The organism is Pseudonocardia parietis (assembly GCF_017876315.1).
GTDB lineage: Bacteria > Actinomycetota > Actinomycetes > Mycobacteriales > Pseudonocardiaceae > Pseudonocardia > Pseudonocardia parietis.
Genome location: NZ_JAGINU010000001.1, coordinates 6,437,390 through 6,451,208, shown reverse-complemented (window position 1 = coordinate 6,451,208; position 13,819 = coordinate 6,437,390). Strand labels below are relative to the sequence as shown.

Annotated in this window: 13 protein-coding genes; 10 read left to right on the top strand and 3 right to left on the bottom strand. The window is 70.6% G+C overall.

From position 1 onward, the window contains the following. The first annotated feature begins 45 nt into the window (after nt 1-45). From JOF36_RS30410 to JOF36_RS30375, 8 genes are all read left to right on the top strand, one after another. A complete protein-coding gene (locus JOF36_RS30410) occupies nt 46-1,107 on the top strand; it encodes a DMT family transporter (protein ID WP_210033740.1) in 1,062 nt (353 codons plus the stop codon). Continuing rightward, a complete protein-coding gene (locus tag JOF36_RS30405) occupies nt 1,107-1,418 on the top strand; it encodes a hypothetical protein (RefSeq protein WP_210033736.1) in 312 nt (103 codons plus the stop codon). The genes JOF36_RS30410 and JOF36_RS30405 overlap by 1 nt, the downstream gene beginning before the upstream one ends. Nucleotides 1,419-1,652: 234 nt before the next feature. Continuing rightward, nucleotides 1,653-4,013, top strand: a complete 2,361-nt coding sequence (locus JOF36_RS30400) for a trimethylamine N-oxide demethylase (RefSeq protein WP_210033735.1) — start codon at nt 1,653-1,655, stop codon at nt 4,011-4,013. 30 nt (nt 4,014-4,043) lie between these two features. Then, entirely contained in the window at nt 4,044-5,405 is a 1,362-nt protein-coding gene (locus JOF36_RS30395) for a trimethylamine monooxygenase (RefSeq protein WP_210033727.1), read from the top strand. 44 nt (nt 5,406-5,449) lie between these two features. Continuing rightward, the gene (locus tag JOF36_RS30390) at nt 5,450-6,784 is read left to right on the top strand and encodes an NAD(P)/FAD-dependent oxidoreductase (protein ID WP_210033726.1); all 1,335 of its coding nucleotides are present in this window, start codon (nt 5,450-5,452) and stop codon (nt 6,782-6,784) included. Nucleotides 6,785-6,806: 22 nt separating this feature from the next. After that, nucleotides 6,807-7,742, top strand: coding sequence for a formyltetrahydrofolate deformylase (purU, locus tag JOF36_RS30385; RefSeq protein ID WP_210033724.1), 936 nt, complete (start codon nt 6,807-6,809; stop codon nt 7,740-7,742). Nucleotides 7,743-7,751: 9 nt separating this feature from the next. Further along, nucleotides 7,752-8,612 carry a bifunctional methylenetetrahydrofolate dehydrogenase/methenyltetrahydrofolate cyclohydrolase FolD gene (folD, locus tag JOF36_RS30380; protein ID WP_210033718.1) on the top strand — a complete coding sequence of 287 codons (861 nt, stop codon included), beginning with the start codon at nt 7,752-7,754 and terminating at the stop codon, nt 8,610-8,612. Beyond that, nucleotides 8,609-9,586 (top strand): NAD(P)H-dependent flavin oxidoreductase, encoded by a 978-nt coding sequence (locus tag JOF36_RS30375; protein ID WP_210033716.1) that lies wholly within the window; start codon nt 8,609-8,611, stop codon nt 9,584-9,586. Before folD ends, JOF36_RS30375 begins: the two co-directional genes overlap by 4 nt. Nucleotides 9,587-9,588: 2 nt before the next feature. On the opposite strand, the gene JOF36_RS30370 is transcribed toward JOF36_RS30375, so the two are convergent. Both JOF36_RS30370 and JOF36_RS30365 read right to left on the bottom strand, forming a co-directional pair. After that, the gene (locus JOF36_RS30370) at nt 9,589-9,939 is read right to left on the bottom strand and encodes a VOC family protein (protein ID WP_210033714.1); all 351 of its coding nucleotides are present in this window, start codon (nt 9,937-9,939) and stop codon (nt 9,589-9,591) included. A gap of 4 nt (nt 9,940-9,943) precedes the next feature. Then, nucleotides 9,944-10,360 carry a cupin domain-containing protein gene (locus JOF36_RS30365; RefSeq protein ID WP_210033706.1) on the bottom strand — a complete coding sequence of 139 codons (417 nt, stop codon included), beginning with the start codon at nt 10,358-10,360 and terminating at the stop codon, nt 9,944-9,946. A gap of 109 nt (nt 10,361-10,469) precedes the next feature. Here JOF36_RS30365 and JOF36_RS30360 point away from each other — a divergent pair, with 109 nt between their 5' ends. Then, on the top strand, nt 10,470-11,054 hold the full coding sequence (locus JOF36_RS30360) for a hypothetical protein (protein WP_210033704.1): 585 nt from the start codon (nt 10,470-10,472) through the stop codon (nt 11,052-11,054). Between the two features lie 148 nt (nt 11,055-11,202). Here JOF36_RS30360 and JOF36_RS30355 read toward each other — a convergent pair whose 3' ends face one another. Beyond that, entirely contained in the window at nt 11,203-11,787 is a 585-nt protein-coding gene (locus JOF36_RS30355) for a TetR/AcrR family transcriptional regulator (protein ID WP_210033703.1), read from the bottom strand. A gap of 180 nt (nt 11,788-11,967) precedes the next feature. On the opposite strand from JOF36_RS30355, the gene JOF36_RS30350 reads away from it, so the two are divergent. Next, a complete protein-coding gene (locus tag JOF36_RS30350) occupies nt 11,968-13,809 on the top strand; it encodes a flavin-containing monooxygenase (protein WP_210033702.1) in 1,842 nt (613 codons plus the stop codon). Nucleotides 13,810-13,819: the final 10 nt, after the last annotated feature.

The window sequence follows — 13,819 nt, the reverse complement described above, 5'->3', positions numbered from 1 at the left end:
CAGCTGCGTCCGACGCAGCACCCCACCATCGGCCGGGAGGTACCCATGCCGAGTACTGAGGGCATTGCCGCATTACGTGTGGAACACCGGAACCGCCAGGTCAGATGGGGTTTCATCTGGGCGCTGTGGTGCGCGGTGCTCTGGGGAGCCTGGTACGTACCCGGCACGGTGATCTACGAGGTGGAACCGTTCGCCGGCCTGACGGACAACTACCTGCTGGCCGCACTCGTGATCACCATTCTGAACGCGATCGCCGTCCTGCTGGCCATGTTCGTCTGGATGGGCGCCCTCGGGAAGATCAGTGACTACGGCCGGACGCTGATGCAGCCCCGGATCTCCCGCTGGTACCTGCCGGCCGGTGTCGCCGGGATGCTCGCGATCTTCGGGTCGATCCTCGCCATCGCCTACGTCGGGACGGCGTTCGCCGCGGTCGCCGCCCTGCTCTACCCGATCGTCGGTGCGTTCGCCGCGCGGGCCTGGTACGGCGAGACGATCACCAAGCGGGCCGCGTTCGGCATCGCCGTGATCATGCTGGGCGGCGTCGTGATCTTCGCTCCGGGGCTCGCCGCCGACGAGGGCAGCGGCCTGCTCGGCTACGTCGGGGGCGTGATGGCGATCATCGGCTGGGGACTGGAAGGGGCCATCGCCGGCCGGGCACTCGACGTCAGCGACCCCGACATCGGGCTCCCGCTGCGGTTCACGGCCGAAGTGGCGCTCTGGCTGGTGATCGCGGTCCCGCTGGCCTCGATCCTCGCGGGCGGGGCGTTCTGGTCCGCCGTCGGGGCGGCCCTCACCTCGGGCCCGGTCCTGCTGCTGATGGTCCTGCTGGGCCTGACGTTCGGGTTCTGCTATGTGTCCTGGTACAAGTCTTTCCCGCTGATCGGGGTCGGTCGCGGGCAGGCGATCGCCGCCCTGTACGGGCCGCTGTCCCTGGTCTGGATCTTCGTGTTCACCCTGGAGCTCCCGGGGGTCGAGTTCATCATCGGGGCCCTCATCGCGGTGCTCGGCAGCTTCATCCTGTTCACCGAGCGCCGCGACGTCCTCGAAGTCATCCGCTCCGTGCCCAGCAGGCACCGGGCGCCCCTCACCACGGACGGGACGAGCTGATGGCCCGCGTGCACATCAAGGGATTCGTCCTGCAGAAGCTGCTGCGGGACGGTCCGCTCTGGGACCACGAGGTGGTCGCGGCCGTCGAGGACGAGTACGGGGTGTCCGGTGAGTACTGGGCGGGGACCGTCCGGCTGACGCTCACCGACCTCTACTCGGGCGGTCTCCTCGACGAGGTGGGGGCGGACGTCGACCCCTCCCGGGCCGGGGCCGGGGGCGGGGGCGGGGAGAAGCTCATGCTCCGTTACCAGGTGAACGGTTTCGGCCGTGAACGTATGGCCCAGTCCGGATTGTCGGAGGCAGTGCGATGAGTGAGGCAGCAGCGACGAGTGAGGCAGCAGCGACGACCGGAAGCAGCAGCGACGAGTGGAGGCAGCGATGAGTGAGTGGTACGCGTATCCGGCGGGTCCGATCGTGGCGACGATCCTGTTCATCGTCCTCCCACTGCTCGCCCTCTACCAGGCCCGGACGTTCGTCCGGAAGCTCTGACCCGTCCCGGTCCCGGGGGGAGCCGGGCGGGTCGTGCAGGAAGGGAGACGATTTCCATGGCAGTACCGACCGACCGGAGGCCGGACCGTCGACGCCTGCTGCTGCCCGGCCTGCTCTCGCCCGAGCCCGGGCTCGAGACGTACTGGGTCCGCGCCGGCGGCCTGACCGGTGTCCGGCTGGCCGCCGGTGACCAGCTCACGGTCGTCGACCTGGAGGGTCGCCAGGTCGCCGAGCTCACGACGCTGCGGCTCGAGGGCACGCAGCAGCCGGTCCTCGACATCGCGCCCGACGGCCCGGCGACGGTGCTCCGGGCCCTCGTCGGGCGCCATACCCGGATCGCGGACCCGGTCGTGGCCCAGCTCGTCCGCCAGGGGCTCGACCCCACCCGGCTCGACGCGGCCCGGCTGTTCGGGGAGTGGTCGCCGGCCGGTGCCACCGAGACGTTCACCGCGCAGGCGCCCGGGACGGTGGTCGTGGCAGCCCCCGGTGGCGAGATGCGGCTCGACGCGGTCGAGGCGAACCCGCCGTCGGACCTGTTGATCGAGCTCCGGCGGGCGAACCGCGGCCTCGTCCCGCCACCGCCGCTGCCCGAACCGCTTGCCGAGCCGGTCATGGACTTCCGGGTGAACAGCGCGACCGCGCTGGGCTACGAAGTGAAGGCCGGCCAGTACATCCAGATCATCGACGTCGAGGGCAGGCAGTGCTCGGACTTCCTGGCCTTCCACTCGCACCGCCTACAGGAGGGGCTCGAGCGCGGGCTCGACTCCACCGCGACCCGGTACTTCATGGGGCAGGCGTACCCGCAGCCCGGGTTGCACGGGAAGTTCTACGACCAGGACATGCAACCCCTCATCGAGGTCGTCCAGGACACGGTCGGCAGGCACGACACGTTCGGTCTCGCGTGCAACGCGAAGTACTACGAGGACATGGGCTACCCGGGCCACGTCAACTGCACCGACAACTTCAACGCCGAGCTGGACCGCTACGGCATCGCCCCGCGCGCCGGGTGGCCCGCGCTGAACCTCTTCTACAACACCGCCTTCGACGGCCACAACCAGCTCGTCTTCGACGAGCCGTGGTCGCGCCCCGGGGACTACGTGCTCCTGCGGGCCGGGACCGATCTCGTCTGCGGGACCTCCGCGTGCCCGGACGACGTCGACCCGTCGAACGGCTGGGTCCCGACCGACGTCCACGTCCGGGTCTACGACGCCGAACGGAAGTTCTCCATGGCCATCGCCCACCGTGTCACCCCGGAGCAGCCGGCAAAGCTGACCAAGCAGACCGCCTTTCACTCGCGGACCTCCGCGCTCACCCGGCAGTTCACCGAGTACCGCGGCTACTGGCTGCCGGCGAGCTTCGACGGGCACGGGCCGCAGGAGGAGTACTGGGCGTGCCGGGAGCGGGTCGCCGTGATGGACCTGTCGCCGCTGCGCAAGTTCGAGGTGCTCGGGCCCGACGCCGAGGCGCTGCTGCAGTACGGGCTCACCCGCAACATCCGCAAGCTCTCGCACGGCCAGGTCGTCTACTCCGCCGTCTGCAACGAGACCGGCGGCATGATCGACGACTGCACGGTGTTCCGGCTCGGCGACACCAACTTCCGGGTCGTCTGCGGTGACGAGTACACCGGGACGTGGCTGCGCGAGCAGGCCGGGCGGCTCGGCCTGGACCGGGTGTGGGTGAAGCACTCCACCGACCAGATGCACAACATCGCGGTGCAGGGCCCCGCGAGCCGCGACGCGCTGCGCGACCTGATCTGGACCCCGGACACCCAGCCCGCGTTCACCGACCTGACCTGGTTCCGGTTCGCGATCGGCCGCCTGCGCGACCACAACGGCATCCCGGTCGTCGTGTCCCGCACCGGGTACTCCGGCGAGCTCGGCTACGAGCTCTGGTGCCACCCCGGCCACGGCCCGGAACTCTGGGACGCGGTGTGGGAGGCCGGCCGTCCGCACGGGATGCTCCCGCTCGGCCTCGATGCACTGGACATGCTGCGGATCGAGTCGGGACTGGTCTTCGCCGGCTACGACTTCTCCGACCAGACCGACCCGTACGAGGCAGGCATCGGCTTCACCGTGCCGCTCAAGACCAAGGAGGACGACTTCTCCGGCCGCGACGCGCTGCTCGCCCGCAAGGCGAGCCCGCAGCGCACGCTGGTCGGCCTGGAGCTCGACGGCAACGAACCGGCCGGACACGGGGACTGCGTGCACGTCGGCCGGTTCCAGGTCGGGGTCGTCACCAGCGCCACCCGGTCGCCCGTCCTGCGGAAGAACATCGCGCTCTGCCGCATCGCGGTGGAGCACGCCGAGATCGGCACGGACGTCGAGATCGGAAAACTCGACGGACACCGCAAGCGCATTCCTGCACGCGTCGTGCGGTTCCCGTTCTACGACCCGGACAAGGAACGGCCCCGTTCGTGAATGGATCCCACCGAGGCGAGGAATGAGAACATGGCAGGACGAGTCGCGATCATCGGAGCCGGACCGAGCGGCCTGGCGATGCTCCACGCGTTCGAGCGGGCCCGCGCAGGCGGCGCGGACGTCCCCGAACTCGTCTGCTTCGAGAAGCAGAGCGACTGGGGTGGTCTGTGGAACTACACCTGGCGCAGCGGTCTCGACGAGCACGGCGATCCGTGCCACGGGAGCATGTACCGCTACCTGTGGTCGAACGGGCCCAAGGAGTGCCTGGAGTTCGCCGACTACACCTTCGAGGAGCATTTCGGGCGGCCGATCCCGTCGTTCCCGCCCCGTGCTGTGCTCGAGGACTACATCCTCGGCCGGGCGAAGAAGTCGGGCGTGCGCCGGCACATCCAATTCGACACGGCCGTCCGCTGGGTGGATCACGATGCCACGAGCGACACGTTCCGGCTGATCATCGAGGACCTCGGGCGGGGGGAGAGCCGGGAGGAGGAGTTCGACCACGTCGTCGTCGCCAGCGGGCACTTCTCCGTCCCGAACGTGCCGTCGTACCCCGGATTCGAGCAGTTCCCGGGCCGGATCCTGCACTCGCACGACTTCCGCGACTCCCAGGAGTTCGCGGGCAAGGATCTCCTCGTCGTCGGGGGCAGCTACTCGGCGGAGGACATCGCCCTGCAGACGAAGAAGTACGGAGCGCGCTCGGTCACCATCAGCTACCGGTCGGCCCCGATGAGTTTCCCGTGGCCCGACGGCATCGAGGAGCTCCCGCAGCTCGACCGCGTCGAGGGCCGCACCGTGCATTTCGTCGACGGTTCGAGCCGCGACGTCGACGCGATCATCCTCTGCACGGGATACCGGCACCACTTCCCGTTCATGGCCGGTTCGCTGCGGCTCAGCACATCGAACGTGCTCTATCCGCCGAACCTGTACAAGGGCGTGTTCTGGGTGGACAACCCGAAACTGATGTACCTGAGCATGCAGGACCAGTTCTACACGTTCACGATGTTCGACGCCGAGGCGTGGTACGCGCGCGACTACGTACTCGACCGGATCACACTTCCGGACCGCGCCGAGATGGAGAAGGACATCGCGGTGTGGCGGGCCCGCGAGGACTCGCTCGACGGCCCGTCGGAGCAGATCGACTTCCAGGCCGACCACATCGAGGACCTCCTCGCCGAGGTCGACTATCCCGCCTTCGACATGGCCCTGACCAGGGAGCACTTCAAGACCTGGGAGCACCACAAGACCGAGAGCATCGTCGGTTACCGCGACCAGGGCTTCTCGTCGCCCTGTACCGGAACCCCGGCGCCGATCCACCACACGGCGTGGTGGGAGGCACTCGACGACTCGCAGGCGACCTTCCTCGACCAGCGGGAGAAGAACCCGACCGCCTGACGTCCATCCGGTCCGCACCGCGGAGAGAAATGGGGAATTGACACATGCTTCCCGAGAAGTCCCGCTACGTCGTCATCGGCGCAGGTATCCACGGGCTCAGCACCGCCTGGCACCTGGCCCGCGGCCTGGCCGAGACCGGTCAGGGAGACGGCAGCGACGTCGTCGTCGTGGACAAGACCGACGTCGGTGCCGGCGCGTCCGGTGTCGCGTGCGGCGTCATCCGGAACAACTACTTCCAGCCGGCGATGCGCAGGTTGATGGCGCACTCCGTCGAGGCGTGGGAACGCGACGCCGAGGCGCTGTCGTACCACGGCGTGGGCTACATCCAGATCGCGCCGGACGCGATGGCCGACGACGTCCGCCAGATCGCCCGCGAGCAGAACGAGATCGGCTACGAGTCGGTGCTGGTGGAGGGCGCCGACGAGTGCCGCAGCTACATGCGGGAGATCTTCTCGGACTGGCAGGCGCCCGGGGTCTCGATCCTGCTCCACGAGAAGCGGGGCGGCTACGCGAACAACACGCTGTCGCTCGCCGGGCTCGCCGCGAAGGTGCGGGAGGCAGGCGTCCGGATCGAGACCGGGGTCGCGGTCACGGGCTTCGAGCGCGACGGCGAACGGGTCGCTGCGGTCGTGACCGATCAGGGCACCGTCTCCTGCGAGGCCGTGGTGGTGGCGGTCGGGCCCTGGGTACGCGACATCTGGTCGATGCTCGACCTGCCCTCGTCGATCACCGTCCGGGACGGTTCGGGCCAGGACCATCCGGACCAGCCGATGTGGACGTACTGGGCGCTACAGGAGGGCACGCTCGAGGTCGACCCGCACGAGTTCACCGACAACACGGGCGGGTTCCCCCCGGTCGTGCACGTCGACTCGGACGCTCCGCTGTACGACGACGAGGACGGCTCGCTGATCACCGACGAGATGTGGGGGATCTACTACAAGCCGGACTTCCACTTCGGAGGAGTCCAGGGAGGCGCGTCCCCGCAGCGGATCGACCGGCCGTCGGGCGACGTCGCGGTGGACCCGTACGGGCCGGCCAGCCCCGAGTTCGTCGTCGACGACTCGTTCGTCCGCATGTGGACCTCGGCGCTGGCCGCGTGCCACAAGCGGTTCGAGGGCAAGCGCGGCGTGTACTCGAAGGAGCCCTCCGGTGGCATCGGCGCGTTCACCCCGGACAGCTTCCCGGTGTTCGACACGTTCCGCGCCAACGCCTACGTGATCGCGGACGCCAACCACGGCTACAAGATGCTCGGGGTCGGCGAACTGGTGGCGAAGGAACTGCTCGGCGAACCGCAGGAGCTGCTCGCACCGTTCCGCTTCGATCGGTACCGCACCGGCGACCTCCACCCGACCAGTCACTCACCGTTCCCCTGGAGCTGACGAACCGAATGCAGGAGATCTGATGAACGAGGCGAGGTCAGAGCTCTCCCGCGCCACCGTCGTGGCGCCCGACCGGCGGGACCAGTGGGCCCGGGATGGGGCGCTGCACGACCAGGGGCATCTGTTGATGTCCTGTCAGGACGGTCCGGGGATCGTGGCGTCGGTGACGGCCTTCCTGCAGGCCCGGGGTGCGAACATCGTGCAGGCGGATCAGAACTCCACCGATCACGAGGGTGGGAAGTTCTTCCAGCGGATCGTGTTCCATCTGCCCGGGTTCCTGGATCGGCTGCCCGCGCTGGAGCAGGAGTTCGCCGATCAGGTGGCGACCCGGCTGGGTATGGAGTTCCGGATGACGGCGGCGGAGATCCCGAAGCGGGTGGCGCTGTTCGTGTCGAAGTTCGACCACTGCCTGCTGGATCTGTTGTGGCGGTGGCGGCGTGGTGAGCTGCCGGTGGATGTCGTGCAGGTGGTGTCGAACCATCCGGATCTGGAGAAGGATGTGGCGGGTTTCGATGTCCCGTTCGCCCACATTCCGGTGTTCAAGGCGACCAAGGAGCAGGCCGAGCAGCAGCAGCTCGATCTGCTCGACGGCCGGGTCGATCTCGTCGTGCTGGCCCGGTACATGCAGGTGCTCAGCGGTGACTTCCTACACCGGGTGGGGGTTCCGGCGATCAACATCCATCATTCGTTCCTGCCCGCGTTCGCCGGTGCGGGGCCGTATGACCAGGCGAAGAAGCGTGGGGTCAAGCTGGTGGGGGCCACGGCGCACTACGTGACCGAGGACCTGGACGAGGGTCCGATCATCGAGCAGGACGTCGCGCGGATCACGCACCGTCAGTCGGTGCGGGAGATCGCCCGGCGCGGCGCCGACATCGAGCGGGTCGTGCTGGCGCGTGCGGTCGAGGCGCACTGTGACGACCGGGTGCTGCTCAACGACACCACGACGATCGTCTTCTGAGGGGCGCACGTGAGCGCAGTACTGATCGACGGGAAGGCCGCGGCGGCGGAGTTGCGGGCCGAGATCGCGCGCGAGGTCGCCGAGCTGCCGCGCGCGCCCGGACTGGCGACGCTGCTGGTCGGCGACGACCCCGCCTCGCACATCTACGTCCGGAACAAGCGTAAGCAGTGCACGCAGGCCGGGATACGCGACCTGCACCGGCACGTCCCCGGGGACGTCTCGCAGGACGAGCTGGCCGGGATCATCGACGAGCTCGCCGACGATCCCGAGGTCACCGGCATCCTGTTGCAGCTCCCGGTGCCCGGCCACCTCGACGCGAACGCGTTGCTGGCCCGGATCCCGCCGACGAAGGACGTCGACGGGCTCACCGAGCGCAGTGCGGGCCGGCTGGCACTCGGGAAGCCCGGTCTCGTGCCGTGCACGCCGGCGGGGGTGATGCACCTGCTCGACCGGGCCGGCGTGGCGCTCGAGGGAGCCGAGGCCGTCGTCGTCGGCCGGTCCTCGTTGGTCGGCAAGCCGCAGGCCCAGCTGCTGCTGGCTCGCAACGCCACCGTGACGACCTGCCACTCCCGCACCCGCGATCTCGACCGGGTCACCCGCCGTGCCGACGTGCTGGTCGCCGCCGCCGGGGTGCCGCGGATGATCGGCCCGGACGCGGTGAAACCCGGAGCGGTAGTGATCGACGTCGGCATGCACCGGCTGGAGTCCGGCCTGTGCGGCGACGTCGACACCGAGCGGGTCGCCGAGGTCGCCTCCGCGATCACCCCGGTCCCCGGTGGGGTCGGGCCGATGACCATCGCGATGCTGTTGCGCAACACCGTCCGCGCCGCGCGGCTGCGCAGTGAGGACACCGTCGGGACCCGCGGGTGAGCGCGTCGGCCGCTGCCGTGCTCGGGACGAGCGTCCCGATCGTGCTCGCCCCCATGGGTGGCGTGGCCGGTGGCGCACTGGCCGCTGCGGTGTCCCGCGCCGGTGGGCTCGGCATGATCGGTGCCGGCTACGCCGACACGGACCGGCTCGCCGCGGAGCTCCGGATCGCCCGGGGTGCCCGGGTCGGTTGCGGGTTCATCACCTGGTGCCTCGAACGCGACCCACGCGTGCTGGACGTCGCCCTCGACCACCACGTCGCCGCCGTCATGCTGTCGTTCGGTGACGTCGGACGGTTCGCCGCGCGGATCCGGGCGGCCGGCATCCCGCTGATCTGCCAGGTGGCCGACCGGGACGAAGCGGCTCGGGTGCTGGATCACGGAGCCCAGGTGATCGTGGCGCAGGGTGGCGAGGGCGGCGGCCACGGCGCCCGGCTGCGGTCGACGCTGACGCTCGTGCCGGAGGTCTGTGACCTGGTGCGCGAGCGCGGGGAGACCGTGCCGGTGCTCGCTGCGGGCGGGGTGGCCGACGGCCGGGGATTGGCCGCCGTGCTCGCCCTCGGTGCCGGCGGGGCGGTGGTCGGGACCCGGTTCGCGGCGACCGCCGAGGCCACGGTCTCGCCCGCGGCACTCCAGCGGATGGTCCGTGCCCGGGGAGACGACACCCTGACCACCCGCGTCTACGACGACGTCCGCGGCGTGAACTGGCCCGACGGCTACGCCGCCCGGGCGCTGCGCTCGCGGTTCACCGACGCGTGGCACCGGAAGGGGACGGGTGGCGTGCCGGTGGAACACCTGCAGGAGGCCACCGCGCAGTTCCGGGACGGCACCCGGCGCGACGACCCGGACACCGTCCTCGTCCACGCCGGTGAGGCGGTCGGGCTGATCGACCGCGCGGAGTCGGCGGCCACGGTGGTCCAGCTGATGGCGGCGGAGGCCCGCTGCGCGATCGACGCACTGCATCAGGCTGCGATCTAGCGTCACCCGGTCCGTGCCGGGCACACGCAGAACTCGTTGCCCTCCGGGTCGACCATCACCGTCCACGTGCGACCTGCCTCTGTGACCTCGCGCTGCACGCGTGCACCTCGGGCGACCAGCCGGGCGACGGTCTCCTCGCGCCGGTCCACCCGCAGGTCCAGGTGCGTGCCCGCGCCGCCGGCCGGCGCGGCGTCGACCGTCTGGACGACCACCTGCGGGCCCGTGCCCGTCACCGGCTCGAGGACGAGGTAGCGGTCGCGCCGGTAACGGAGCCGGTAGCCCAGCGCCTCGCACCAGAAGCCGGCCGCGCGCTCCCCGTCGACGGCGTTGATCGTGATCTCCAGCGAGTCCATCCGGCTACTCCTCGCGCTCGGCGGCGTCCCGCGAGGCCCGCCCGGTGCGGTACCGCGGCCAGTCCAGCGCGGTACCCGGAGGCCCCCAGACGACCATCACCACCGCCGTAGAGGTGCCGGGATTGCGCAGGTCGTGCTGCTGGCCGGCACGCGCGAGAACCGCGTCGCCCGGCTCGAGGTCGAACCGTTCCCCGTCGACGGTCATCCGGGCGGTGCCGTGCAGCAGCACGTAGATCTCCTCGAGGGCTTCGGCGCCCGGCGGGTGTGCGTGCAGACCCTCCGAACCACCGGGCGGAAGCTCCCAGCGCTGGATCGCGACCGGGAGCGCACTCTCCTCGCGGAAGTACCACTGCACGTCGGTGGGCCGTTCCCCGCTGTGCAACGTGATCCCGAACTGCGCCCGGCCGGACCGCTCCAGCATGGTCCGGAGAGTAGCCCGGTTTCGCCGGGTGAGGGCGGTCCGCGATCACCAGTCGTGACGATGACGGGCCTGCGCGGTCGATGATCACATCCGGGGCGGGGGTGGTGGCGTGTCGACGAGCTGGATCCTGTTCTGGACCGCAGTCGGGTGCGGGGTGCTGTTCGCCGGGTGCGCGCTGTGGGCGCAGCTGCGCGACGGAACCCGGACACGGCGGTACCGGTGGCGTGACGCCGGGCTGCCCGTGGCAATCATGGCGTTCTGCACGGCGTTCGGTGCGCTGGCGTTCGTGCTGGACTCCGGCAACGCGGACCGGACCCTGTACGAGATCGTCACCGATACCACGGCGGTGGAGGTTCCGTTCGCCGAGCGGCACACGTTCACGGTCGAGCACCCGGGCGCGCGGCACCCGATCCTGATCGCCGTCGAACCGGCGGGTCCCGCCATGCGGGACCCGGTGCGGATGCGGATCCGCCTCGCCGGTCCGGACGGCCGCACCGCGATCGACGACGAGCTCGTACTCGAGGCCTGGTGTGCACCGGACTGCGAATGGGACCGGTTCTCCACCGACGTCGTACCCGCGGCCGCCGGCACCTGGGACCTCCAGATCACGGTGGGCACGCCGGGTGTCTCGGCGATCCACGTGTGGATCGGGGACGACGAGAAGACCGACGGAGAGCGTGCCCCCGGCTTCTGACCGCAGCCGAGGCGCCGGCACGCCCCAGGTCGGTGCGCCGATTCCCACAGGCCGCTTGCGCCCAGGAGGGCTCGCCCGCCGGAACCATGTCGGGGAGATCGTCCTGCACCCGTAGGGGCGCAGCGTGCGACCGGTATCCGCGCCGCGCTCAGGGGGTGTCGGGAACGCGTGAGGGCGGCGGTTCCGTCGTGAAGAGGCCGAAGTGGAGGATGGCGCGACACCTGGCGGTGCGGCCCCCGCGGCCGCTGGGCGTTGCGACCGGCTGAACGGCCATCGCCATGGGCAGGGTGAGGAGCACGTCCTGGGTCGTGACCGACGGGCGCAGCACGCCGGCGGCGCGGGCGCGCGTCATGAGCGGCTCGAGTGCCGCCGCGGTGCGGTCGGCGAGATCGCTGAGGCCGAGCACGTCCTCGCCCGCGACCGTCCGGGCGAGCCACGGGGCTTCGAGCTGGACGTCCAGCAGGTAGTGGTACAGCTGCTCCGCGCCGTCGTCCACATCGGTCAGAGCCGCCGCCCGGGCCTCGATCCTGCAGACGTTCTCCTCCAGCACGGCAGCGGCGAGCGCCTCGCGGTCGGCGAAATGGCGATGCAGGGTGGTGCGGCTGACCCCCGCGGCGCCGGCGATCTCCTCGAGCGGGACGTCCGGCCCACGCGCCCTGAAGACGTCCGCGGCTGCCGAGACGAGGCGCTTGCGGTTGCGCGTCGCGTCGCGTCGCGTGGGTGCCTCGGACATGGAGCGAGGGTAGCGACAACGGACCCGCTGCGCGTGGAAACGTACTTCGATGTACGGTTCACTCTGCTACCGCGACGAATGTCGCTTGCTCGCACCGCCCCGGCCCTCCGGGGCCCTTCGCGACGCGTGCCCGGGCAGGCGCATCCCGACCCCTTCGCGTCTCGACGAAAGGCCCGATTCATGGACGACGCCACGACGTCCACCGGCTCTCCCCTCGGCACTCCCTCCGGACCGGGCTTCGACCCGGACGCCCTGCGCGAGCGCTACCGCCGGGAACGCGACCGGCGACTGCGCCCGGACGGCAACGCCCAGTACCGGCGCGCCGCGGGAGAGTTCGGCTACTACGCGAAGGACCCCTACACACCGCGGGCCGAGCGCGAGCCGCTGACCGACCGCGTCGAGGCCCTGGTGGTGGGCGGTGGTTTCGGTGGCCTGATCACCGGCGCCCGGCTGCGCGAGACCGGCGTCGAGTCGATCCGGATGATGGACGAGGCCGGGGACTTCGGCGGCACCTGGTACTGGAACCGCTACCCGGGCATCCACTGCGACATCGAGTCCTACGTGTACATGCCGCTGCTCGAGGAGGTCGGCTACGTCCCGCAGTGGCGGTACGCCCCCGGCGAGGAGATCCGCCGGCACGCGGTGGCGATCGCCGAGCACTACGGGCTGTACCGCGACGCGGTTTTCCACACCCGGGCGACCGAGCTGCGGTGGGACGAGGACACCGCCGAGTGGGTCGTGCGCACCGACCGCGGGGACGTGATGCGGGCCCGCTACGTCGTCGTCTCCTCCGGCACGCTGACCCAGCCCAAGCTCCCGGGCATCCCCGGTATCGAGGACTACCGCGGGCACACGTTCCACACCAGCCGGTGGGACTACGGCTACACCGGCGGTGACGCCGACGGCGGCCTGACCGGGCTGGCGGACAAGCGGGTGGCGGTCGTCGGCACCGGTGCCACCGGTCTGCAGGCGGTCCCGCACGTCGCGCGCGACGCGCAGCACCTGTACGTCTTCCAGCGCACGCCGTCGACGGTTGACGTGCGGGACAACCGGCCCACCGACCCGCAGTGGGCGGCGTCGCTGGAGCCCGGCTGGCAGCGCGAGCGGATGGAGAACTTCCTCGCGATCCTCTCGGGTGAGGAGGTGGACGAGGACCTCACGCAGGACGGATGGACCTCCACCGCCCGCCTCCAGCGCAAGATGATCACCGGCGCCGTCGACACGACGCTGGACCCGGCCGAGCGGGAGCGGCTCGACGAGCTCGCCGACTTCACCACGATGAATGACCTCCGCGCCCGGGTGGACGACCTCGTCTCCGATCCGGCCACGGCCGAGGCCCTCAAGCCGTGGTACCGGTACATGTGCAAGCGGCCCGGGTTCAGCGACCAGTACCTGCAGGCCTTCGACCGGCCGGACGTCACGCTCGTGGACACCGCCGACCACGGCGGCATCACACGGATGACCGCGACCGGGATCGTCGTCGGCGAGGACGAGTACGAGGTGGACTGCGTCGTCTTCGCCACCGGCTTCGAGGCCGGTGTCTCGGGCGTGCTCTCCGGAACGCTGCCGGTGTACGGCCGGGGCGGGACGACGCTGGGCGAGGCCTGGGCCCGCGGCCCGCGGACCCTGCACGGCTTCTACTCGCACGGCTTCCCGAACCTGTTCCACCTCGGCCCGCTGCAGAACGCGACCTCGGTGAACTTCGTGCACATCCTGCAGGAGCAGGCCGGCCACATCGCCGCCGTCGTCGCTGCCGCGGGCAAGGCCGGTGCGCGCTACGTCGAGCCCACGCGCGAGGCCGAGGACGCCTGGTGCGCGACCATCCGGGAGGTCGCGGTCGACAACTCCGAGTTCCTGGCGGGATGCACGCCGGGCTACTACAACGGCGAGGGGACGAGGCGGGCGGCGCCCGTCTCGTACAGCCCGGGACCGGTCGCCTTCCACCGGCTCCTCGCCGAGTGGCGGGAGAGCGGCATGGACGACGTCCTGGTCGCTCCGGGCACCGATCAGCACGATGACTGACGACCTCGTC